This window comes from Planctomycetia bacterium (assembly GCA_021413845.1).
Taxonomy (GTDB): domain Bacteria; phylum Planctomycetota; class Planctomycetia; order Pirellulales; family PNKZ01; genus PNKZ01.
The window spans coordinates 1-24,893 of the sequence record JAIOPP010000115.1 but is presented as its reverse complement, the minus strand read 5'-3'; the positions used below and the strand labels follow the sequence as shown (position 1 = coordinate 24,893).

At 60.3% G+C, this 24,893-nt stretch carries 15 protein-coding genes; 2 read left to right on the top strand and 13 right to left on the bottom strand.

Features of this window, described 5'->3' with window-relative positions; genetic code table 11:
- Window positions 1–2: 2 nt before the first annotated feature.
- The 5 genes from K8U03_20570 to coxB are packed head-to-tail and all read right to left on the bottom strand — an operon-like array spanning window position 3 to window position 5,433.
- Complete coding sequence (locus K8U03_20570) at window positions 3–782, bottom strand: c-type cytochrome (GenBank protein MCE9607287.1); 780 nt, start codon at window positions 780–782, stop codon at window positions 3–5.
- The gene (locus tag K8U03_20565) at window positions 779–2,080 is read right to left on the bottom strand and encodes a hypothetical protein (GenBank protein ID MCE9607286.1); all 1,302 of its coding nucleotides are present in this window, start codon (window positions 2,078–2,080) and stop codon (window positions 779–781) included. Before K8U03_20565 ends, K8U03_20570 begins: the two co-directional genes overlap by 4 nt.
- Window positions 2,077–2,706: a cytochrome c oxidase subunit 3 gene (locus K8U03_20560; protein MCE9607285.1), complete on the bottom strand. Its 630-nt coding sequence runs from the start codon at window positions 2,704–2,706 to the stop codon at window positions 2,077–2,079. The genes K8U03_20565 and K8U03_20560 overlap by 4 nt, the downstream gene beginning before the upstream one ends.
- Window positions 2,703–4,376: a cytochrome c oxidase subunit I gene (gene ctaD, locus K8U03_20555; protein MCE9607284.1), complete on the bottom strand. Its 1,674-nt coding sequence runs from the start codon at window positions 4,374–4,376 to the stop codon at window positions 2,703–2,705. The genes K8U03_20560 and ctaD overlap by 4 nt, the downstream gene beginning before the upstream one ends.
- A gap of 55 nt (window positions 4,377–4,431) precedes the next feature.
- Complete coding sequence (gene coxB, locus K8U03_20550) at window positions 4,432–5,433, bottom strand: cytochrome c oxidase subunit II (protein ID MCE9607283.1); 1,002 nt, start codon at window positions 5,431–5,433, stop codon at window positions 4,432–4,434.
- Window positions 5,434–5,824: 391 nt separating this feature from the next.
- Between coxB and K8U03_20545 the strand changes: the two genes are divergently transcribed.
- Entirely contained in the window at window positions 5,825–7,567 is a 1,743-nt protein-coding gene (locus K8U03_20545) for a PAS domain-containing protein (GenBank protein MCE9607282.1), read from the top strand.
- Between the two features lie 49 nt (window positions 7,568–7,616).
- On the opposite strand, the gene K8U03_20540 is transcribed toward K8U03_20545, so the two are convergent.
- From K8U03_20540 to K8U03_20525, 4 genes are all read right to left on the bottom strand, one after another.
- Window positions 7,617–9,026 (bottom strand): hypothetical protein, encoded by a 1,410-nt coding sequence (locus K8U03_20540; protein MCE9607281.1) that lies wholly within the window; start codon window positions 9,024–9,026, stop codon window positions 7,617–7,619.
- Window positions 9,027–9,077: 51 nt separating this feature from the next.
- The gene (locus K8U03_20535) at window positions 9,078–12,353 is read right to left on the bottom strand and encodes a HEAT repeat domain-containing protein (GenBank protein ID MCE9607280.1); all 3,276 of its coding nucleotides are present in this window, start codon (window positions 12,351–12,353) and stop codon (window positions 9,078–9,080) included.
- Window positions 12,354–12,578: 225 nt separating this feature from the next.
- Complete coding sequence (locus tag K8U03_20530; GenBank protein MCE9607279.1) at window positions 12,579–13,820, bottom strand: hypothetical protein; 1,242 nt, start codon at window positions 13,818–13,820, stop codon at window positions 12,579–12,581.
- A 164-nt stretch (window positions 13,821–13,984) separates the two neighbouring features.
- Window positions 13,985–15,316 (bottom strand): Gfo/Idh/MocA family oxidoreductase, encoded by a 1,332-nt coding sequence (locus tag K8U03_20525; protein ID MCE9607278.1) that lies wholly within the window; start codon window positions 15,314–15,316, stop codon window positions 13,985–13,987.
- A gap of 164 nt (window positions 15,317–15,480) precedes the next feature.
- On the opposite strand from K8U03_20525, the gene K8U03_20520 reads away from it, so the two are divergent.
- On the top strand, window positions 15,481–16,851 hold the full coding sequence (locus K8U03_20520) for a DUF1501 domain-containing protein (protein MCE9607277.1): 1,371 nt from the start codon (window positions 15,481–15,483) through the stop codon (window positions 16,849–16,851).
- A gap of 28 nt (window positions 16,852–16,879) precedes the next feature.
- Here K8U03_20520 and K8U03_20515 read toward each other — a convergent pair whose 3' ends face one another.
- The 4 genes from K8U03_20515 to K8U03_20500 all read right to left on the bottom strand — a co-directional run.
- On the bottom strand, window positions 16,880–18,253 hold the full coding sequence (locus K8U03_20515; protein ID MCE9607276.1) for a DUF1501 domain-containing protein: 1,374 nt from the start codon (window positions 18,251–18,253) through the stop codon (window positions 16,880–16,882).
- 55 nt (window positions 18,254–18,308) lie between these two features.
- A complete protein-coding gene (locus K8U03_20510) occupies window positions 18,309–20,294 on the bottom strand; it encodes a DUF1549 and DUF1553 domain-containing protein (protein MCE9607275.1) in 1,986 nt (661 codons plus the stop codon).
- Window positions 20,295–20,590: 296 nt separating this feature from the next.
- On the bottom strand, window positions 20,591–21,736 hold the full coding sequence (locus tag K8U03_20505; GenBank protein MCE9607274.1) for a Gfo/Idh/MocA family oxidoreductase: 1,146 nt from the start codon (window positions 21,734–21,736) through the stop codon (window positions 20,591–20,593).
- 118 nt (window positions 21,737–21,854) lie between these two features.
- A partial coding sequence (locus tag K8U03_20500; GenBank protein ID MCE9607273.1) for a hypothetical protein occupies window positions 21,855–24,893 on the bottom strand: 3,039 nt, incomplete at its 5' end.

Below are 24,893 nucleotides of genomic sequence, written 5' to 3'. Positions count from 1 at the left end.
GCTTACTTGAGCTCGCTCTTGCTGAGAGGGCCGCGCCGCCATGCGGCGAGCAGCGCCACGACATCGTCAATGTCCGTCGATGTCAAAGGTTGGAAGTCGTCCGATCGACCCTCGGTGCCTGCATAGCTTGGCATCCCGAGATCGGAACGGCCGGTGATGACGATGCGCCGTAGAACTTGATCGCTGAGGAGCGTGAGAAAATCGGGATCGTGAATCGTAAGATCGACGTCTTTTCCGTCTGCTCCATGACATTCGGCGCAGGCCTTCGCAAAAAGTTGCGCCCCGCGCACCGGATCGCCTTTCTTGGTTATTCCGGCTTCGGCAAGAGGCGAGCGATATGGAGGTAGCACGCTTGTCGTCGGCATTGCGGAGGTGGGGGATGCAGGCTTCCACCGTTGCTTCAAGCCGGTCGCGAGTGCCGACACCTGAGCTTCGGTAAGGGGGCCGCCGTTGGCTTGTGCGAACGCAGGCATCGGCGTCCCCTTGTGGCCGCTACGAATTAAGGAAAGTAAATCGGCGTCGGGGATGATCGTGAGGAAGAGCTCGTCGTTCAGCGGCGGTGCCGGCCCCAGTTTGCCTTCGGCGCCGTGGCAGCCCGCGCAGTTACGCTGAAAGAGTAAGCCGAAATCGAGTTGTTGATCTTCCGGAATCGGTCGATCGGCCGGATCGGGTTGGCCTGGAAATTCACAGCCTGCGAGCGCTAGCGAAAGTAGAGCCGCAAGCGCACACGCTAGTGGTGCCTTGGCGAACCATCGCGATCGTCGTTCGTGGGAAGCGGTCACGCTTGCGCCTCGGGATCACTAGCGATGTAATCGGTCCGCTCGGCACCTCGTCCTGCCGGCGGAATGTGAACCTCTTCGCTCCGGACCACGACGATCGCCGCGACGACGCCGAATACGAATTGCGATACCACGAACCACGCCCAATCGACACGCTGCTGCAACACGGGATTCACGACCCCCATCAAACCGTAGCTGGAGGCGGTCCATAAGAGCGGCATGAGTAGTCCGCCCCAAGCAATCGGCCCGGGAATGGACGGCATTCGCGGCAACACCAACGCGAACGCCAAACCGAAGGAGATCGTCAACGCGAGATGTACGGCGACGCCGAAAGCCAGCCAGGTGGGATGAAAGCTTTCCAACTGTTCGATCGACAATTCGCCGGGGTTCGGATAACCCATCGCCGCCAGGAGATTCACCGGATACCAAATGCCGTGTTTCATGAGCAAGCTCCACAGCACAGCGGGGATCGGCATTATTGCGCCGCCGATGAGTCCGCCGAGGAAGCCGGCCATGTAACGATTACGGTGCGACATTCTCATGAAGACGATCGCCGCCGTGACGCCGAAGATCAATTGCGATAATACGAACCACGGCCATTCGATGTATCCGCGAATCGTCCGGTTGACGACGCCTAAAACGCTATAGCTTACCGCCGTCCAGAGCAAAGGCATGAGCAATGCGCCCCAAGCGATGGGCCTTGCCAGGTGCGGGAGCATCGGCATCAACACGCCATAGATCAAGCCGAGCATCAACGAGATCGTCGCATGGATGACGACGCCGATCAGCAAGAGCGACGGGCTGAATCGCTCAAGCTCGGCCACGCTCAGATCACCGACGTTCGGCAGCAGCATGCCCGAGAGAAGATTGATCGGATACCAGATACCGCGACCGCTCAGAACACCGTATACCAAAGCCGGCAACGGCATGACCAAGCCGCCGACGATTCCCCCTTTGACGCCTGCCGACAGCGGATGGACTTTTTCCGGCAACCGGAGCCGATAGCCCGGCATTCCGCGCCGCATCCGTTCGACGGCTCCCGGCTCGACGACCACCGGTCGTGGTCGGAGCGCCGGCTCGACGAGCGCCTCGCGGCAGTGTCCGCGATGGGGCAAGAGCTGCGAGATCCACCGGCCCAGACCGACGACGAACAACACGCCGCCCGTTAATAGAAACGCCATGTTCGTCGCCACGCCGGCCGCCATGAGGACGATCCCCAACGACAACACCAGCGGTGCCGCGGTCGGCGCAGGCATGTCGACTCCGGCGGATTCCTGAGCGGCGGGAGGTTCGAGAGTCATGCGCCGGTGCTCCTGCCGATCACGTAGACGAGCAGAAACACCGCGACCCACACCACATCGACGAAATGCCAATACCAAGCGATCAGCTGAACGCCGGTATGCCTTGGGCCGGCGACTTCGCCGCGCATCGCCAAGCCAAACACGATCAGCATCGCGATCACACCCATGGAGACGTGCAGAGCGTGGAAGCCGACGAGCGTGAAGAAGGAGGTGCCGAAGAGATTACGGCTAATCGTCAATCGCTTGTGGACGATCAGGTCGTGCCATTCGTAAGCGGTCCCTGCGAGGAACACGCCGCCGAGGATGATCGTCGCCAGCCACCAAAGTCGGAACTTCGTTTGGCTTCCGGAGTCGAGCGCTTTCTCGGCGTGATGAATCACGACGCTGCTCAACAACAGGCATAAAGTGTTGCCGACAACCAGCGGCAGCGACAACGCTTCGGCCGGCGTCGGGCCGTGGGTGTCTTGCCCCATGAACGTGACGTACGCGACCAAGAGCGTGCTGAAGAACGCGAATTCCGAAACTAGAAACGCGACCATACCCCATTGCGGGCCGTTCAGATTCGGCTCCGACGTAATCGACGGCGGAGTGGGAAACACGGCGATATTCGGCGGCGCTGCGCTCATTCGTACAACCAATCGGGATCGTCGGGATGTTTTATGTCCCACAAAGGACGCCGGCTATAGACGGTTGGAATTTCCTCGAAGTTGTAAGACGGCGGAGGGGACGTCGTCGCCCATTCCAAAGTCCAGGCGTTCCAGGGATCGTCGCCGGCTGGTTTCCCGTTCCATAGAGAAGCGACGACGTTGTAGACGAAGATCGCGTAGCTCGGCACTTGGACGAGCGCGCCGAGCGTCGTTAGTTGGTTCCAAATCGTCCAGCCACGATCGGCGTCGTAGGTGTAAATGCGCCGCGGCATGCCGAGGAAGCCGGCCACATGCATCGGGCCGAACGTCAAAATAAAACCGAAGAAAAGGAACCAGAATTGCCACTTCGCCAACCGCTCGGAAAGCATCCGTCCGGTCACTTTCGGATACCAATAAAAGATGCCGGCGAAAGTGCCGAAGAGGGTGCCGCCGATGAGCACCCAATGAAAGTGGCCGACGACGAAGTAGCTGTCGGAGAGTTGGAAGTCGAACGGTGCGACGGCGAGCATGATGCCGGTCAACCCGCCGATGAGAAACAGCGACAGGAAACCGCAGACGAACAACATCGGCGATTGAAAACGAATGCGGCCGCCGAACATCGTCGCAAGCCAGTTGAAGAACTTGATGCCGGTGGGAATCGAGACCAGCAAACTGGCCGCGGCGAAGTAGAGATCGAGCGTACGATTCATCCCGACGCAAAACATGTGATGCGACCACACTCCGAGGCTGATGAACGCGATCGCCAACGTGGCCGCGGCCATGAACTCGTAGCCGAACAGCACCTTGCGCGAGAAGACGGGAATGATTTCCGAAACCATGCCGAACACCGGCAAGATCAGAATGTAGACTTCGGGATGGCCGAAGAACCAAAACAAATGCTGCCACAGATATGCGGAGCCGCCGTTTTGGACATCGAAGAAGTGCGCCCCCAACTGGCGATCGAGCATGATCATCGAAAGTGCGGCGGTCAGCGGCGGCACTGCGATTAAGATCTGAAACGACGTCCAAAGCATCGTCCAAACGAAGAACGGAATCTTCCGCATCGTCATGCCGGGCGCGCGGAGCGCGAGAATCGTGGCGATGAAGTTGATCGCCGCGGTCAGCGACCCGATGCCGCTGACGATCAATCCCAGCGCCCAAAAGTCGGTCGCCGCGCTGCGCGCGAAGGTTCGTTCCGTCAGCGGGGCGTAAGCGAACCAGCCGATCGCCGGAGCGCCTCCCGTGGCATAGCTGGAGTACACAAGCAAGCCGCCGAACAACGTAATCCAAAAGCCGAAGGCGTTCAGGCGAGGGAACGCCATGTCGCGCGCTCCGATCATCAGCGGTACCAGATAGTTGCCGATTCCGATCAGAATCGGCATTCCCACGAAGTAGACCATCGTGGTGCCGTGCATCGTGAACAATTGATTGAATGTGTCCGGCCCGAGGAAATCGCTACGCGGAGCGAGCAGTTGCCAACGCATCAACAGCGCTTCAATGCCGCCGATCACGAGGAACACCAGGCTCAGCAGCACATACATGATCCCGACGCGCTTGTGATCGACCGTCGTGATCCATTCATGCAATACCGTCGTCGCTGTCGGCCTAGTTGCCGTGCCCACCGGCAACCGCGACTGTTCGAGCGAGCGAGATGGATCGGCGAGAGACATGATCGACGACTACGATATTCGAGAAGACGGAAGGTGAGCTTTACTGCCGCGACTATTAATGCAACGAATTCAAATAGCGAACGATTAGGTCGTGGTCGCGAGTCGGCAAGCCGAACGCCGGCATCAGGCTGCCGGGCTTGATCTGCTGCGGGTCGCGTACCCAATGGTTTAAGTCTTCCGGCGTATTCTTAATCTGGCCCGAAGCCAACGTCTGTCGACTCATTAGATGAGTCAGATCCGGTGCGTAGCCCCCTTGTGCCGGCGTGCCTCGCACGCGATGACAATTGATGCACGATTGTGCGAGAAACGCCTGTTTGCCTTCGCTCATCGCCGGATCTTCGCGCGCCGGCAGACTTTGATTCGCCAGCCAAGAATCGAAGTCGGCCGGGTTCTGGGCGACGACGCGGATCAACATGTTGGCGTGTTGCGTTCCGCAGTACTCGGCGCACTGACCGAGGTAGGTCCCCTGCTCTTCGGCAACGAGCGTCAGTCTGTTCGTGCGGCCGGGGATCAGGTCGACTTTTCCCGCCAGCCGCGGCACCCAAAAGCTATGGCAGACGTCGGCTGATTCCAACTTCAGATAGACCGGTCGTTCCGTTCCCGGTTCGCTTGCCGGTATGTGCAGTTCATTGGCTGTGACGAAGCCGAGCGGCCGACCATCGTAAGTTTCGTAGCGATATTCCCACCACCATTGCCGGCCGACGACCGTAACGAATAATGCGCCGTCGTTGGGGTGCGGCAGCGGCGGATCGGCATTCACGTCCCACAATGTGCGCGTCGTGATGAGCACCAGAAAGAACACGATGAGCGCCGGAGCGACGGTCCACGCGACTTCGATCGGTTGGCTTCCATAAACCTGAGCCGGCTCCGTGCTCGGGTCGTCGGGCCGACTACGAAATCGCCAAAGCGAATAGAGCAGAATTCCGCAGACGACGATGAAGATCAATCCCGTGACGGCGAACACCAGGTTCGACAGGTTCGCAATCGCCCGCGCATGAGGCGACACCGGATCGAAGATCGAGAGATTCTCCGTCGTGCAATCGTCTGCCAGAAGCATCCATGGACCGACGGCATCCACGTTTAACGCTCCCTCATTTCGCGGCATCGCAATCGAAGCGTCCGGTAGTATATCGTTTCGTCGCTCCGTCGCCAGCGAGCGCACGATAGGCAGTGAGGTGACCGACGAATTCATGGCGCTCGGTGCGGACGAAATCCGAGAAAGTTCATTTGACACGACAGTCGCTATGCGCCTTTACCTCGACTGGTGTCACAAACGTCGGCCGGCCGCCGCTCGGCTATGCAGTCGTTTGGGGGATGAAGTAGATGCTCCTCGCGAGCATGGAATAATCCGGCCGTTCGCTTTATAAAGTCGTGCTGGTCGTGCGGCTTATCCCCACGCAATTCGAGTAAGCCGTCCCGCTTTTCGCCGATATCTAGGTAACCGCTCGATGAATCAAAGCCAGAGAAGATCGCTGCGGGGATACGGCATCGCGATCTCCTGTTGCGTCGTCGCCGGACTCGCGTGGTACGGCACCGGACTATGGATCGGAAACCGAGTTACCTCTTCGTACTTTTTGGTGGCCGTGATCGTGGCGTCGCGCTTCGGAGGCCGTGGCCCCGGCGTACTCGCTCTGCTCAGCGGCTTGTGCTTCGTCACCTATCAGCAGTATACGTTGTCGACTCGATTTACGACGGCCTTCTATGTCCTCATCGCCCTCTATTTCGTATTAGCGCTCATCCTTGTTCTGATCACCGAACTGGAACGTCGCGCACGCGACAAGGCGACCGATATCGAAGCCCGGCTTCTCTTGGCTCTGGAAGCGGGACGCATGGGCTATTGGTCTTGGGATCTGACGACGAATCGAGTTCGCTCCTCGGAAACTCAGGCCAAGATTCATGGACGTCCTCCGGAGCTTACCGAGACGCGAATCGAAGACTCGGATCGGAACATCCATCCGGAAGATAGGCCAATCGTGCGAGAAGCGATCGGGCGAGCAATAAAAAACGATGCGCCGGAACGGACGACGTACCGAGTCGTGTGGCCCGACGACAGCATTCATTGGATCGAAGCGGTCGGGCGCGTATTTTGCGATGCGTCGGGAAAGCCGAATCAGGTGATCGGCGTGTGCGTCGACATCACCGACCGAAAAAACGCGGAAGATAATTTACGAACCAGAGAAGCGCAGCTTACCGGAATCCTCGACAACACGACGGCGGTCATTTATCTCAAGGATCCGGAGGGGCGCTATCTGATCGTGAACCAAATGCATCGTAATCTTTTTCAAAAAGGAGACGAAAGCCTCATCGGGAAACAGGACGCCGACATTTTCCCTGAGGAAGTCGCTCGCAGGTTTGTGGATTCCGACGCGGCGATTTGGCGAGCGCAAGCTCCGCTCGACTTCGAGGAAGACGCGCCGCATCCCGATGGGTTGCACACCTATCGATCGATCAAATTCCCGGTGCGCGACGAAGCCGGAAAAATGATCGCGCTCGGAGGCATCTCGACGGACGTTACCGATTTGAAGAAGGCCCACGAAGCGCTTATCGCCAAACAAAACCTGCTGCGGAATCTTATCGAAGTCCAAGAGGATGAGAAGCAGTTTCTTTGCCGTGAATTTCACGATGGATTGATTCAGTACGCCGTCGGTTCGCTGATGTTGCTGGAAAGCCGCCAAGCTCTGCTTTCCGACGGTCCCGCTGCACCGACGATCCAAGCCGTGATCGATAATCTGCGGCGCGGCGTCGAAGACGGGCGGCGCGCTATTCGAGGGATACGACCCGCCGTGCTCGACGACTCGGGTCTCGCGGCTGCGATCGAAGACTTGATCGGCCAGTTCGAGAATTCTGGAATCCACGTGACTGCGAAATGCGATACCGAGATCGGCCGCTTACCCGAGACGATTCAAACGACCGTTTATCGCGTCGTACAAGAAGCCTTGAACAACGCCAAGAAGCATAGCGACACCGACGTTATCAGAATCGAAATGAAACAGGCAGACGGAAACCTGACCCTCGAAGTTCGAGACTTCGGCTGCGGGTTCGACGTGGCGAAGTCGCGCAACAAGGGCTTCGGATTGCTTGGCATGACGGAACGTGTGCGCCTCCTCGGAGGCGAATGTATCATCGAGAGCGAGCAAGACGCAGGCACCCGAATCTCGGTAAGAATACCGCTCCCCTCGAACTCCGATTAAATTCGCCGGAGCACAGTAACGGTTCATTCACGCGACTTCGACTTCATCACTACTTCGGCTCGGTTACCGCCTTCGTCTTAGGGATTTCCCAGCCGACGGGCTGCGTCCACGCTTGCTTCCGTTGTCCTTCGAACGACGGATCATCGGCCGCTTGGCTCGAAGTGACCACGGCACGCACATAAAGCTCTTGGCCGGTGAACACATAGCGCGCTTTCGGCCCCGTAGCCGTGGCGAGCACCTTGCCGATTTCATCGGAGTATTTGTGCGAACGACGGGTCGGCTTCTTTTCCTTCGAGTTCGCTTCCGGAGGGGGCGCGGCAATCGGCCTGCCTACGACATCGACGCCGCGAAGCGTGCCGATGAATTGCGTCGTGAATACGGCGTCGCCGTGCGGCTCGATCTCCAATTCCAGCGATTTATGTTCGGCATCGTAGCGCGCCTCGGTCAGTACGACGCCGCTCGAGGCGTAAAAATCGCCGGCCTTAATCGCACGCACGATGTATTCGGGTGTGAGGTGTGTCGAACGGACCATCACCCAGCCTCGCCCCGGATGCGATGCTTCCGGTTTGCCGTGATAGCTGTGGCTGTCGTCCGTCGCCATGCCGAACAACGGCGCGGCCTTAAGGTCGACGAGGCGAATCGTATTGCAGATGTCCCAAATCCGATCGACGCTCGGGTGATGATCGTCGCCGAGTTGATGCACGCCGGGATGACCGTTATAGACCTCGAAATGCCGTTCGAGCACGGCATGCGCCAAATCTTCCGCCGTGACGGCATAGCCGAAATTCGGATGATTCAAATGCGCTAGTATTTCGCGGCCCGAGCGTTCGGCTTGGTCATGCAGGTTGCGAAGATTATTCGTGATCGCTTCCGTGACGGTAGCGCCTCCGAGCGGTTGCACCGCTTCGAGAATGTTCGTGGCGTTGATGTGCAACGGCGCACCATCGACTTTGTCACTGATCTCCTCCGAGGGAATCATCAGAAACTTCCCTCGCTCCTCGACCAGCGCACGAAATTCATCGAGCGGCTTCAGACGAACTTCGGTCGCATCACCGGAGCCGCGTGTTTCGACCCAAGAAGAACCGTACCGAGCGAGATACTTCTCGACAACGGTCGGTCCTCCGCGCTTGAGGATCGAGTCGCGTGCCTTCCAACGCTGCCCTTGTGCAAGGATGTTATGGTCCGAGAGCCCGAGAAAATGATAGCCTTGGGTCCGATACCATTCGGCGACCATCTCCGGAAAGTCGTCGCCGTCGCTCCACAGCGTATGAGTATGCAGGTTTCCCTTCCACCACCGCGCCGGCGAATTCGCGGCGACTGGGTCGTGTTCGTCATGTTCATCTGGCTCGACTCGGACAACTCCGCCGCGTTGCTTATCCGCCGCTTTGCGTGACGGGTCGTGGGCCGCGGTCGAATGCACGAGAAGCAGGAGCAACACGATGGGAAAAAGTCGTTTCATGACTCTGCATTTCCTTAGTTGCGCCGCGTCGGTGCGGCGGGGCGTATTTTATTAACGTAGCGTCGAGAGAAACTCCATCAGATCGCGCACCTCGTTCGGCGTAAGAGCCCGTTCGACGCTCGGCATCGCCGAGGTCGGGCTCGTGCGATCTTCGATTTCCGCGGTCGGAACCGTAACCTTCTCTCCCGTCGGGGTCTCGATCGTCACCGACTTGGCATCCTCGTGTTTTACGACGCCGGCGACCAACGTTCCATCGCCGCGTACCAACGTTACCGTAGCAAAGCCGAGCGCGATCTTCGCATTCGGGTCGAGCATCGAGTGCAGCAGTTCGAGCCGCGTATTACGCGTGGCGACTTGCGTCAAGTCGGGCCCCGCCGTTCCTCCTTCACCGCGAATCTTATGACAGCGGATACACTGTGCGGTCGCGTTGCCGGTGAAGATCGCACGCCCCCGTTCGGCATCGCCGCCGACGAGCGACATACCGAACTTCGGAAACTTCTCGGGCATCGTTTTTTTGAACTTTGCCAAGGCCGCGACGATCGCCGGCTGCGTATGCGGTGCGAGTGCTTCCGACACGTCGAGTTGCAGATCCGCAGAGACTTTGCCTTCTGCAAGCTTCTCGGCCCAAGCAATCAACAGTGGTTCAGCTACCGACGCTTTGAACGCGCCCAAAGTGGTGAAAGCTCGTTGACGCTCGATCACCGTAGCAGACGCGTCGTTCAACAGTGTGTTTAGTTTCTTCACGGCGCTTTCTGGTTCGATCGTCGCTAATACATCGCGCCCCTCGGCACGCAATCTCGGGCTCTCGGCGGCCAGCGCCGTTTCGATCGCTTGTGGCAGCTTCGCATGACGCCGTGCGGCAAGCAGCCGCAATGCTTCGATTCGGGTATTCACGGGGCGTGCGGGATCGTTCACCATCGCGAAAAAGGAATCGTCGTCGGTTTTAATCTCCTGTCGCACGATGAGCTTGATCGCTGCCGCTTGCAGGTCTCCCGATGTTCGAGCGAGAAGCAACGCTACCGACTCGGCAAGCACACCTCGGACGATGCTCGGCTCGCGCGGTGGGAGAGGTCGCCAGAAACCTGTGACCCGATCGCGCGGGCCGGGCGTCGTCCAATCGCCGAGCGCCGCTAAGGCCTCGGCGCGCATCAGCGGAGTCGCTCGCTCGTCGCTTACGACTTTGACGATCGCTTGCGCATTCTCCGTCGTGCCGAGGCGAAAATGGGCATTGATCGCGCGGCGCATGAGTGGTTCGTATTCGGCACTCGCCGCGCCGCGCGGGAGGGCCTTCGCAAGAGCCGGAGTCGCTTGGTCGAGCGATAAGTCGTTGATGGCTCGTGCCGATTCCATCACGAGTGGCATCTCGGCGTCGTCGAGAAACATCGCCACGCGCGCATCGCTTCGTCGGCGCATCGCGAGCAACGCCGCCATGCGAACCGCCGGGCTCGGATCGCGGGCCGCCGTAAGAATTCCATCGGTGTCGGTGCAGCCGACGAGGCCCATCACACCCGCATGACGCAGGTACAGGTCTCGGTTATCATTCGCTCGCAGCATGGCCGTGAGCGGCCCGACCGCGGCGCGATGTTCGAGTCGCCCCAGCCCGATCGCTGCGAAGAAGCGAACCCGTGGAGCTGAGTCGGCCAGCAGCGCAACAAGCTTCGCGGCAGTAGGTTGATAACGGACATCTCCTAACACGCGTACGACTTGGGCGCGCACTTCCGGATCGGCATCGTCGAGGAGCGGCGGCAAGTGCTTCGCAACCTCGGGTGTCTTGCGCGCTTGTTGCCACAAGCCCCAAATCGCATGCAGCCGCGAGAGCGGGTCTTTCGACGATGCGTGACGCTGAAATATCTTCGTCGCTTCGTCGCCCCGCGCAGCCAGGGCGAATTGCGCACGCTGGCGCACTCGAAGATCGGCGTGAGATAGCAGGCCCGTCAGCTCTTCGCTTGAGCGTTGCTTGAAGCCGCTTTGGAATAGTTGTCTTGTTTGTTCGACGATCGGCGCCGCGCGTAGCGCCGGATCGAACACCGTATAGACTCGCCCCGATGGTTTGCCGCCGTTCCAATCGAGGTTGGGCAATTCCGAGACGTACAGCTTGCCGTCGTATCCGAATTCGACGTCGGTCGGACGAAGCGGCTCCATGAATCGATGATCGTCGACCATACGGAAGCTTGCGCCGTCGGGCTGGACCGCGAACGACTCCAGTCCGCCGTTGCCCGTATAGTCGGCCATGAAGAAGTGGCCGCGGTAGCGCTCCGGCAAGCCGACGCCCGGATAGTAGGCGAAGCCCGAGGGGCCGGCGCCCAAGTGTCCGACCGGCGGCACGATCCAAGCCGGCTGTTGTTTATCGGCGAGCGACCAAGTCTTCTCGGCATGCCACGGGCCGGTGAGATACGGTGCGACGAGCGTTTGGTTCGCCATGTTCCAACCGCTCTCACCCCCTTCGACGACATACACCAGCCGCGAGCGGTCTCCCTTGTCGCAGTTGTTGTCGTCCGCGAAGAGGTTGCCGAAGTCGTCGAACGCGAGCTCCTGCGGGTTTCTCAGACCGCGATGAACCACTTCGAGGTGGCTGCCGTCGCTCTCGCAGCGAAACACCGCACCGGTGCGAGGGCCGTGCAAGGTTTTTCCCTCGCGCGTCTCGACGTGAAAGCCCCGATCGCCGACCGAAAAGTAGAGCCGACCATCAGGCCCCCAAGCGAGCCCATGTAGGTCGTGGCCGAGAAATGCCGCGTTGACGCCGAAGCCGCGATGGACGACTTCGCGCTGCTCGGCCCGACCGTCGCCGTCTTTGTCGCGCAGCCGCCAGAGGTTGGGAATGCAAGTCACATAGATGTCACCGTCGAAGGGGAGCACGCCGGCGACCAAGCCGTCGAGCGGCTCTTGGAACTCGGCGAAGGTTTGGGAATGGTCGGCGCGGCCGTCGCCGTCGCGGTCTTCGACGAGTTGCACCCGATCGGCATGTTTGGTGAACCAAGCCATGCCTCCTTCGAAGCGATCGGCGAACTTGCGATACATCGCCAGCCGATCTTCGATCGTCTGAAGTTGCAAATCGTCTTCCAATAAGAACGGTCGGGTGCGATTCTCTTCCGTACCGAGATTGAAGCGGTATTCCTCGGCGACGAACAATCGCCCTTGCTCGTCGAGCGCGATGGCGACCGGATTGCCCACCTGCGGCTCGACGGCGAACAGCTCGGCCTTCACTCCCTTGGGAAGCTTGAAGGTCGCGATCGCGGCCTTCGCGGCGCTCGCTGCTTTCTCAGGTTCGACGGCAAGAACCCACGACGGACAGGCGACGATCCACAAGGCAAGCAGCCGACGAAACATGGGGAGGATCACTTAAGGAGGGGCGAAAAGCGTGTGACGACGGAAGCACGGCATACCGGTGTCTCAAGCGACAGCGGTTCCGGATCGTCATCTTAACCACGCAGCCCGACCGGTAAACCTCCCCGGAAAATCAAATCGGTTTTCATGCCGATTTCGACCGGCTTCTCGCCCACGCCGAAATGCAAAATGGCGATGGCTCGAAGCGGATGCGCGCCGTTGCGAAAGCTATTCCACTGCGACGGTTCTCGCCGAAAAACCTTCAGTCTTCGGCGCACCCACGGACAACGGGAGTGTCTGCATCAGACCGATCGCGGCCCAGCCGGTGCCGTAGTGCGAAAGGGCTCGGCCGGAGTTTTTCTGAGCGCGGAACGGGACCAGCCAAGAGCCATCTTTCGTCTGCGTGCGGACGAGATAAGCCTGGGCACGTTGAATCGCCGGCTGTTTCGGGTCGACTCCCGCCACGATCAGGGCGTAGATCGTTTGGCCCGTCGCTAAGGCGTCGCTGCCTCGCACTTGGGCTTCGACAGGCCCGCCGGCCGGCTTCTTGCCGTCCCCCTTTTTGTCGCCGGTCTCGGGAACGTCGCTTTTCTCCAGATGCGCCTTCGGCGTCTTCACGATTTCGGTCGCTGGTTTCGTTGCCGTTGCGGTGGCGTTCGCGGCGGGCTTTTCTTCTTCGTATTCCTTCAGGTCTTTCTTGGGTGCTTCCTTCGTTTGGCTCCAGCCTCCGTCGGCTTCCTGCTGCGCGAGGAGTTGCTTCACCAGCGGCTCAAGGTCGGCCGGCTTACCGAAACGCTTTGCCGTGAGCACTTGCAGATTCAACGATTGGTTTTGCTCGAGGAACTTACGACCGCGCAACCATACCAGGGCCCGATCGCGCGCCGCCGTGAAGCGAGCCTTGTCGACGAGCCCTCGGTCGTCGGCCGTCGCGAGCGCCAAAAGTACCTGCATCGACCGGACTTCCGTATTATCCCCAACCGGCGGCAACTTCGCCGACGACATCCAAGACCCATCGGGCTCTTGAGCATCGAGCAAGTGCAGCGCAAACTTCTTCAACGCTTGGGTCGTTGCATCGTCGAGCTTCTCGGTCGGCGTCACGGCTTGAATCAGATAGATCGTGTTCAAGCTCAAGCCTTTCTCTTCACCGTCTTGAGCGACCGGTTTGAGCTTCGGATGTTTATCGTACGAGGGAACCGCCCAGTCGCGTAATTGTGCGAGCGATTCGACGTTAACCGCCAACCCTCGGTTCTTCGCTTCGGTCATGCTCCAAATGCTCATCGGCACGTGATGGCACGAAGCGCATTTGGTCTTCGTCCACCACTCGGTGCCGCTTTTATCTAAGAACGTGAGGCTGCGCTCCACCGTTTGAACCATCTGTTGTTGAGTCGGCGGAGCGGAAGAGTCCGACGTTGCGGACACGGGGGCGGGTGCCGCGGCAACGGCGAGGGCGACGAAAAGAATCTGCAACATGGCTTATTTCTCTTAAGAACCAGCTTAAGAGTCCGGGTGGGCGATGGTCGATAAAAGTATAACGCCGGGGCGTTACACTTGATTGCCGGCGCGGTATACAAACGGCCGAAAGAGCCGCATTAGGCCCGTTTCATGCAGGCTGCTCATCGCCCGATGTCGCTAGCTCACACCCCGCGCGGTGTTCCCCAGTGTTCTCGGTATTGCCGATGTACCAGAGCGTCGGCTTCGTCGTCCTTCACGATCCGCTCGGTCACCGGATCGAACGACAACATCCGGCTCAGCCGGGTCGCGATATTCCCGAGATGACAGAGCGAGGCGGAAAGATGCCCGACTTCGGCCGGGGCATGCGTCGGCTCGCCGGAACGGATGCAGGCGAAGAAGTTGCGATGGTGCGCCGCGAGATCCGGGCTGCCGGTCATCGAATCGATCACCTTGTTGCGCGGGCCCAAGAGTTGCCAGCCGGTAGTATGTCCCATGATCAAGCAGCCCTTCGTGCCGTAGAACGCGTTGCCGTTCTCGTAGCCTTCCTGTCCGTACGGCGACCAGATGCGCTGTTCGAAGAGCAGCTGCTTCTTCTTGCCCGTCTTTTCGTCGGCATACTCGAACAGAACGTTTTGCGTGTCGGGAAATTGTTGGTCATCGTCGAAAAAGTATTTGCCGCCGATGGCTGCAATGGTCGTCGGATGCGTCTCGACGCCGAGCCCCCAACAAGCGATGTCGAGGTTATGAACGCCGTCGTTGCCCATGTCGCCGCAACCGAAGTCGTACCACCAGCGCCATGAGGCGGGGAGTAGATTGGCCTGATACTTTTTCAGCGGCGCCGGTCCGGTCCACGTGTCATAGTCGAGGGTCGGCGGCGGATCGCTCGGTTGCAGATGTCCGATGTCGCGCCGTTTCTGACTGTTCCAAACCTTCGCCGAAATGATTTCGCCGATCGCCCCTTCTTTCAGCAGTTGCATCGCCTTCATCACATGTGCCGAACTGCGGCTCTGCGTGCCGATCTGCACGATCCGCTTGTTCTTCCGGGCCGCTTCGATCATCAGCCGGCCTTCGCGAATGTTGTGGCAACAAGGCTTCTCGACGTAAACATGCTTGCCCGCATCGCAAGCCAAGATGGTCGCCGGTGCATGCCAATGATCGGGTGTGGCGATGAAGACCGCGGCGACCGACTTGTCGTCGAGCACTTGCCGCATATCCGCGACGACTTTCGGCGCGGTCCCGGTCGCCGATTCGACGAGCTTCGCGGCGGCAGCGGCGCGCGTAGCGTCCACCTCGCAGATATAAGCGACGTCGGCCTGTTTGTTCGCCAGCAACGTCTTGAGGTGATATGTTCCCATCCCTCCCGGCCCGATCAGCCCGACGACGAGACGCTCGCTCGGCTTCGACTCGCCGGACTTGGCATCTTCGGCGGCCGAGAGAGCAGTCGACGTCATCGCAAGGGCTGCGGTGGCAGCGGCGCTTTCCAGCAGAAACGTACGACGATCGGCGTTCGACATAGCAATACCTCGGCTGAGATTAAGGGCGGTGGCGAGCATGTCGACCCATTCGGATCGGCGGCGCCTCACGACTAAAGCATATTGAACTCACTTTGGAATGTCGATTAGAATAGCAGCCCCGCCTTCGAGTAAGTCTCCCGCCGCCGTGGAAGCAAAAGCACACCATGCTCGAACTTGTGTCCGATCCCCTCCGTCGCAATCGCGTGATTACCAGACGCGACTCGCTGCGCGTCGGCATGCTCGGCGTCGGCGGATTAGTCCTCTCCGATCTGCTTCGCTTGCGCGCCACGGCCGCCGAACAGCCTAAGCGGGCGACATCCGTGATCTTGCTCTTCGTGCATGGCGGCCCGAGCCATCTGGAGACGTATGACCTGAAGCCCGACGCTCCGACAGAGATTCGCGGGCCGTATGGACCGATCGATACCAGCGTGCCGGGGATGCAGATCTGCGAGCATCTGCCGCTGCAAGCGAAGATCGCCCATCGCTTCTCGTTGATCCGCTCTTGCTGCCACGACCAAGCCAACCACTTCGAGGGTCACACGCGGTTTTTGAGCGGCTATCGCAGCATGAAGGCCGGCACCGCCGAATCGCATCATCCGATGATCGGATCCATCGTCAATCGATTCAACGAAGGTCGGGTGCCGGGTCTTCCGACCGCGGTGGCGATCAACGGCGTTTGCCTGAACGGCCCCGACTACAGCCCGGGAATCGCACAAGGCTTTTGGCCCGCGCAATATCGCGTGCCGATCGTCAACGGCGGGTTTCGCGATACGAGCCTCACGGTGAAGAAGACGCGTCTCGACGATCGGATGAGTTTGTTGAACGAGTTCGACCAGATGCGGCGCAAGCTCGATCAGAGCGGCTCGATGGACGCGATGGACACGTTCAATCGCCAAGCGGTCGAGATCATGACGACCGATAAAACCCGCCGGGCCTTCGATCTGTCGCTGGAAGATCCAGCCACGCGCGCTCGCTACGGCGACGATTCGTTCGGGCGAGAAGCGTTGTTGGCGCGGCGCTTGGTCGAGGCGGGTGTCGGCTTCGTTTCGGTGCGCGTGCCCGGCAGCGCGCCGGGTTCCAAAGCGAGCGACTGGGACGATCACGCGGTCAATTGGGACATGCTGACGGCGATGAACGCGCGCCTTCCGCGTTACGACCATGTCGTCGCTACGCTGATCAACGACCTTTACGATCGTGGTCTCGATCGCGACGTGCTATTGGTCGTGACCGGCGAGTTCGGCCGGACACCGCGACTCGAGCAACGGGACGGCCGCATCGGTCGCGACCACTATCCGGGCGCCATGTCGATTCTCGTTTCCGGAGGGGGAATCCCGACCGGGCAAATCATCGGAGCGACGAGCAAGTTCGGCGCGTACCCGACGGACCGCAAGCTCGATCCGCACGATATCTTGGCGACCATCTACCGACACTTAGGAATCGACCATCGCCGCGAATACTCCGATCCCCAAGGCCGCCCCTTCCCGCTAACGCAGGGAACTCCCATTACAGAGTTAACGGCCACGACCGCAACCTAATAACGGTTTCGGACGTCGCTTAGATGGATCACGCCACGATCCCGGTATGGACTTTCCCTTTCGTGTCCGTGAGGCGGAAGTCGCGGCCGGCGTATTTGAAGGTCAATCCTTCATGGTCGAGGCCGAGGAGATACAAGATCGTCGCATGGAGGTCGTGGATGTCCATGTTTCCTTCGACGGCATTCTCTCCCATTTCGTCGGTCTTGCCGTAGCGCATGCCGCCGCGGACTCCGCCGCCGGCCATCCACATCGTGAATCCGCGATTGGCGTGCCCGCGCCCGTCGCCGTCTCCTTTGTCGTCGCGTGCGGTTCGACCGAATTCGCCACCCCAGACGATGAGCGTGTCGTCGAGCAGTCCACGCTGCTTGAGATCGGCGATTAGGCCCGCGATCGGCTTGTCGATCGATTGCGCATTGCGCGTCAAATTTTCGCGCATGTTATTATGATGGTCCCAACCGGGGCTCGTGAGTTGAATGAAGCGGACCCCTTTTTCCGCAAGTCGGCGGGCCATTAGGCATTGCGTGCCGAAGTTGCTTGAAGCACCGTCGTCGAGACCGTAGAGCGTGCGCATCGCCGCGGGCTCGTCGTCGAGGTTGAGGGTCTCAGGGACCGAGGTTTGCATCTTGTATGCTAACTCGTACGACTCGATCAGCCCTTCCAATTCCGGATTGCCGGGCATTTGATCGAGCAGCTTACGATTCGTCGCCTGCACGAAGTCGAGTTGCGTTCGTTGATCGGCATCGCTGAGTCGACGATTCGCGATATTCGGCACCGTCCCACGACCGCCGCCGAGGCGGGTGCCTTGGAACGTCGCGGGAAGAAATGCCGAGCCGTAGTTCGCAGCACCGCCGAGATCGTTAATCGGATTGATCGTGACGAAGCCGGGCAAATCTTGCGCGACCGTGCCGAGGCCATACGTGACCCACGCACCGACCGATGGGCGTACGAAATTTTCGCTGCCGGTATGCAGCGCGACGGTCGCTTGCTGATGGCCCGGATTGCCGGTCGCCATGCCGTTCAAGAGGCACATGTGATCGGCCTGTTCGGCCAGATTCGGAAAGATTTCCGAGATCATGATCTTGCTCTTCCCCGCAGGATTGAACCGAAAGATCGGCGCGAGATATTGGCTCTTTCCTCCACGTCCCGCCTTCGCGAGTTGCGGCTTCCAATCGAACGTGTCGAGATGGCTCGGCCCGCCGGCCATGAACATGAAGATCACACGCTTGGCGCGGGCTTTGAAGTTCGGCGCCTTCGGCGCGAGCGGCGATTGAAAGACCCGCTGTTGCGCTTGCACGGGTTCGGCCAGAAGCGCTTTCGCGGCAAGCCAACCGAATCCGGTGGCTGTATTCCGCAGCATCAACCGGCGCGAAAAACCGAACGACGGGAGAGAATGGCTTGGCATGGCGATCGACTCGAAAGAAGACGGAATCATGAGCAGACGCAGCTAACGAACCTTCTTAACGGACGTAACGGAACTCGGCGCTGCACATCAGCGCTTGCGCCAACGTAGACCAACGCTCGGGAATCGATGACGTCAGCTTAGTGAGCATCTGTCCGGCCGAGCGTACCTCGTCGGCAGTTGCATTGCGGCCGAGAAGTCGGCGATAGAGCAGGCGGACGCGCGCGGAATCGTCGGCCAATGTTTCGTTGAGGAGTTGGTCGATGGTGCGATCCGCGCAATCGGTCGCCAGGCTGCCGTTCATAAAGAAGAGCGCTTGCGGCGCGACCGTCGTCACATCGCGCCGGCCGGCGATTTGGCAAGGGTCCGGAAAATCGAACGTGCCGTACGATTCGGGCAAACGGGAACGCACGACCGGCAGATAAATCGTGCGGCACGCGTCGTCGACGTCGAGCAATCCGGCAACCGACGTCTTGTTGCTCTTGCCGCCGATGCCCGCCACTTGAATGCCCGTGGGAGGATCGAGCGAGAGCTTTCCGGAAGCGGCGAGCATGGCGTCGCGCAGCGGTTCGAATTCGAGACGACGAAGGTTCGCCCGCCAATAGAGCCGGTTGTCGGGATCTGATTTCGCCGCGGCGTTCGAGGCAGTATCGGCACTCAGGCGGTAGGTGCGGCTCAATACGATCGCGCGGATCAACTGCTTGATCGACCACCCGTTTTTCGTGAGCCGAACGGCTAAGTGATCGAGAAGCTCCGGATGGGTCGGGCCCTCGCTCGTGGCGCCGAAGTCGTCGGGGGTCGACGCGAGCGGAGATCCGAAAAGATGCTGCCAGACGCGGTTCGTAACGACGCGCGCCGTGAGCGGATGCGTCGGCGTTGCGATCCAGCGCGCGAGTTCCAACCGGCCGCTGCTCTTCGACGGAATCTTCGCGGGCTTCGCGAGATTCGGGATGCGTAGATCGCCGCGCGGCGGCGCCGGTGCCCGATCGTGCGGATCTCCTTTGATGCAGATCTCGCAGTCGGCGATCTCGTCGTCTTCCACGCCGACGCACAGGTTCGGATCGGTCGTGTAGCGAATGTCGCGTCGGCCGGTGCTCCAGATCGCATTGAAGTCGTTCGTCGAGTGAACGCCCGGGACCAGCGTCGGCGTGATCGTGCGGCTCCCTTGCGCCACCGGCAAGACGATAAGCTTGTCGTGATCGACGTAGCCGTTTCCTGCGCCCCGATACGAAACTCCCGCTCGAATGCGCGAGCTGTAGAAAATGCCCGCCAGGGCATAGTAATCGCGCGTCGAGATAGGATCGTATTTGTGATCGTGGCAGCGAGCACAAGCGATCGTCAGGCCGAGCATGGCGCGACTCGTCACATCGATCTGGTCGTCGACGCAGTCCATTTCGAACTGCGATTGATCGCCTCCTTGTAGATCGTGCGAGCCGAGGGCCAGCATTCCGGTCGCCGTGAGATTGCGACGGCGCTCTTCCACGGTTTTATACGGCAACAAGTCGCCGGCGAGTTGCTCGGTAATGAAACGGTCGTACGGCGTGTCGCGATTGAAGGCGTCGATGACGTAGTCGCGATAACGCCACGCATAGGTGAACGGCGGATTATAGGTGCGACCGACGCTGTCGGCATAGCGGACGACATCAAGCCAGTGCCTTGCCCAGCGCTCACCGAATTGCGGCGACGCGAGCAGAGCGTCGACGACGCGCGCCACGGCAACGGGCTCCGAACTCTTATCACCGAGGAATGAAACGAGCTGTTGTTCCGTCGGCGGCAAGCCGGTGAGGTCGAATGTGAGTCGTCGGAGGAGCGTCGTGCGGTCGGCGTCGGCATTCGGCTTTAGGCCCGCCGACTCTTGGTCGGCGAGAATGAAGCGATCGAGATCGTCGCTCGGCCAGGTGGTATTAGCGACGGTCGGCGGCGCTTTCGCCGTAAGAGGCTTGAATGCCCAAGGAATCTTTTTTGCCGACACCGGCGGAGCGGCTAGAGCAGACGTCGCGATCAGTAACGCGACCGAAACGGCGACGGCAAAGAAGGATCGCATATTGCGAGGGCTCCCGAGATATCCCCACGACTCGCACGACAACAAAAGACAAACGAGGCGGCACGCCGGCGGATCGGCTCGCGCATTCCGGAATGGAATGATCTCGGCAACCGCTCTTCGCAAAGTCGAGAAATGAACCGGTTCAGCACCGGCCGTTCGCCATATTAGCAGCGAATTCCGAATTCGTACCTAGCAGAGTACGAGTTTCGTCGTTTTCATCAGGTGCCGCGGCTACCCCGTCGGCATGCCGACGGGGAAACAAGAATAGCGACCGGCACACCGGCATTTCGAAATCGTTATACTTCCATGACTTCCGCCAGTTCCACCAAGCGGCTCTTTTCCTTTAGCGATTTCGAGGCGGCGTAGAGGACGGCCGTGACTTCGAGGATCTCTTGGTGCGGCACGGGCTCGATTCGCGTACGGACCATGCGGCGGAAGATGTCGGCCATGCGGAAGATTTGGTAATGGTGGCCGAGCCAGTAGTGCTCGTTGATCGCCGGGCTCCAGTCGTAGGTTCGCTTCTCGAATACCGCGGTGGCAAAACTGTAAGTCGGCCGCTTGTCGGGCCGGCCGAACCAAACCTCGGCGGGTTTCCGATCTTCGTAGGTCATCAAGGCATGGGCCGTCGTGCCTTGGGCGACCATGTTCACCGCTTTCACGCCGGGGCCGCGTAGCGTCATCGCCAGCCAGACCGGATGATGGCCGAAGACGTGCCATACCGGCAGCGACCAATCGCCGGCCGTGCAGGCGATGACGTATTCGAGGAGTCCGGATTCGCCGGAGTCGCGAATGCGCAGCGCTTCTTCGGTTCCCCATTGATGGCGATAAAGGCTCGACGACATCAGCGGCGCTTTGTGCTTTCGCGCGAATTCGAGAATCTTCTTCGTCTGCGCCACGGTGCCGCCGATCGGCTTGTCGCAGAAGGTCGGCAAGCCGCGGGCGAGGCCGGGTGCGGCGAGATCGAAATGGTCGGAGCCGTCGCCGACGGCATCGCCGAGCCAGATCGCGTCGACCTCTTCGGCCATCTTCTCGAGCGACGTCGCGACCTGAACGCCCGGAAACCCCTCGGCGAACATCGCGGCCGACTTCGGGTCGGCGTCGTAGTAGTGCGTGATCTTGGTGTCGGGGAACGGAAGCTTAGCAAAGTTGAAATTCGGATTGCGGAAGTATTTGTCGTAGAGATCCAACTGCCCAAGCGAGAGATGCTTCCGGATGAAGTCCATATTGACCGTCGGATGGAAGCCTTGGGCGAAGTTCCAGGTATGGCCGTTCTTCATCTGCGGCTTGCCCCCCGCCGAGGCCGAGATCACGCCGATCCGCAAGATCTTCTCAGGCGTCGTCGTTTCCTCGGCCGCTTCCGCTACGGAGGCCATGCTCGCCACGGCGGCCGCGCCGGCGGCGGCAAGCAGATCGCGACGGCTGGAACGGAGAGGATCACTCATCGAAGGGAGACTCGATTAGCAGGAAGCCGCGAAGTCGTCACGGCGGGGACCAATACAAAACATGCGATCTTCGCGATACGAAACATCCAAGCTCGTCGAGCCGCGAAGCGTGGAGGCTTTATCTCTTAATCCATTCGATCTTGCAATTCGGAAGGGCCTTTTGCAGGGCCGCGACCGGCGTAATCTTCGCATTGACGAACCTCAACTCGGTCAAGTCCTTGCATGCATAGAGGGGAGAATAGTCGGTAATGCGTGCGGCATCACACCAGAAGACCTTCAGAGGCATTCCTCGCAGCGGCGACAGATCGGCGACATCGCCGCACTCGATACGCGTGAGCGGCATCCCTTGGAATGGGGTGAGGTCGGTTCTTCCGTTGGGGAGGATCAGGAGATCGAGTCGCAGATTTTTGAGCGGCGTCGTATCCACCATACCCGTTCCCAAAAGATCGAGTTGCTTCAACGGCATCCCTTCGATCGCCGATACGTCGACAAGATTCCGCAGTCCGCGGCATATCAACTTCTCAAGTCGCAAACCCTTGAGCGTAGAAAGGTCGGTGAGTTCGAACGCCATTCCCGGCAACGTCAAATCCGTGACTTGCATTTCCGCAAGCGGAGACAAATCGGTCAGCTTCCCCACGGGTGAGCCGGACCCGCCGAAACTCAATTGCTTGAGCCCCGTGAACGCCCGCAGCGGCGAAATGTTCGTGATGCTTGGGCCGTTCAATCGCAAGGAGACCACCTCGCCGTTCTCGGTCGTCGGGACAGAGTTTTGTCTCGGGCCGTTCATCAGACCGTCGAAGCCGGGATTAAGCTCCATCATCTTCTTCGAGACCGCCGCGATCTGCTCTTCGGCCGGCTTGGCGGCCGTGTCCTTCAACCATTGCTCGAAAGCGGGATCGGCCGCGCTCGTCTTTTCGGGCGGAGCGGTCGGCTCGATCACCCATTGCTTCGTATGGTCCCCGTCGAGGCCGACGAACGTGACCCGACACCAGGGGTTCGCCGCGATGAAAGGTTTCGCCGCGGTCAGCCGCTGCGGGTGATGGTCTTGGTAACCGGCGAAGCGCAGGCTGATCAGTCGGGGCCGCACGCCGAGTTGATCGAGCTTGGCGCCGTCCACAGTATAGAGCGACAAGGCTGAGAGGTTCGCCATGCGCGCGACGCGCGGTTCCCAGCCTTGAAACGGCTCGTTCACCAGTTCGAGCGACTCTAGTTGCGGAAACGAATCCAAAATCGCCGGATCGGCATCCGGTGGAGCGAGTCGGCCCACTTGCAAGTGGCGCAGGTTCACCAGCGATTTCAACTGCTCGAGCCCCGCTTTCGTAACCGTCGTCCCTTCGCGAGGGAAATTGCAAAGAAACGTCTCCAAATCGACGAGCCCGGCGATCCGCCCGAGCGCCTTATCATCGATTTTCGATCCGCTGTCGCGGTGGAGTTCGACGCCGACGACCGTCCAAAGGCCGGGCGGAATCGTGGCTTCGTTGAACGGCACGATGCGATCGCCGGAGGTGCCGTTGCGTAAGATAACCCGCGCGTTGAGGCTCTTGAGCCAGGCGATCTCTTGCGGCTTGGTGTTGGCGAGCGGCCAGCGCACCGCGGCGGGCTGTGAGGCGATATTCATGCTCGTCGTCGTTGTCGTCGGCGCGCCGTCGTTGCGAATCCAAGTCGCCGCCGCGAGCTTCGCTTCGTACCCGGCGGGCGAGGCGTCTTTAAGCACCGTGCCGGCCCCCTCGTCGCAGTGAAACAGGGCTAGGGTGTCGGCGTCGGGGGTGAACCGGGGCTGTGGCGTGAAGTCTTGGACATAGCGGGCCGACTTCGAGATGCGGATTTCGTCGATCCGCATCTGCGAACTTCCTCCGCCGATTTCCAAGGCCTCGCGCGTCATCGGCCCTTGAGGGCCGTCGGCCGTGGAATACGGTTGGCGAGCGACGAGCTTGCCGTCGACGAACAAGCGCAGCTCGTTCTCCGCTCGCACGGCGGCAAGATGATACCAGCGTCGGTACTCGATCGGAGTTGGCCGCGTCAATTCGAGGCCGGGGGCGGAAATGTTCCACTGGGCGGAACGAAACCTTAGCCGGAGGTCCGCGGTACCCAAGACTCTTCCCTCATTGTGACCGTACGGCCATACCCGCGCTTCCAACGTGAGCGGTCCGCGAGCGTCGACCATCAATGTCGGAGCCACGACGTGCGGCGATACGAATTGCGGCCCATCTCCTTGGCAATTCAATGCATAGTCGCCCGGCGGCGGTGGAGTGGCAGACGCCGAAGCGGTCGTTGCGGTCGCTGTTTTCGTCGGATTCGGCGAACTTCCGCCGCGGACCCATGTCGCGCCGATGATCTTGCCGTGGTAGCCGTTGCCCGATGAATCCTTGAGCACATTTCCTTGCCCCTCGTCGAAGTGATATAAGGCGAAGGTCGCTTTGTCGGGCGTAAACTTCTCGGCCGGCGTGAAGTCTTGGTCGTACCTCGCTGAAGAAGAAATGCGCATGGAGTCGATCACGCCGCGGAAACGAACGGGATCGCTAATCCGAATCGGCAGTGACTTATTGCGGTCTCCGGGATTCGGGTTGCCGGCAAAGTCCGATTGAGTTGCGAGCTTCCCGTTCAAATAAAATCTGCGCCCTTTGCCGTCGTTCACCGCGGCGAGGTGAATGCGTCGGTTCGTTACAGCTGGAATTCCCGCAGGATTCCCTCCGTGAAACGTGTACATATAAAACTTGGAGTCGGCGTAGTTGATGTTTCCATTCGGTCCGCCGACGAAAAGCACCGGCGCGTTCGTCTGATCGGACTCATTCGTCAGCCAAAGCTCCGTCGTGACGACGGTCGTCTCGCGGTGCGGCGCGGGACCGGCCTCGACGTATTGCCCCGGCTCGAACCGCAAGCCCCACTTGCCCGCCGGCAAGTTCTGCTCGCCGGGCGAAACGCTCGACGGCACGAACGACGGGGTGATAAACGAAGGTGACGTGGGAGGCGCCGCTTTCTGTGGGAGCGGCGTTGCGGCGATCAGCCGTGGATTCGTTTGCGGGACGACCTCGACCGTGGCGCCGTTCGGGACGTTCACTTCCGCGACGACGTTGCCGTCTTTGTCTCTCACTTTCACGATGATGCCGGCCAGGAGCAGCAAGCCGGCGAGGGCTCCGGCGGCGATGTATTTCGTGCG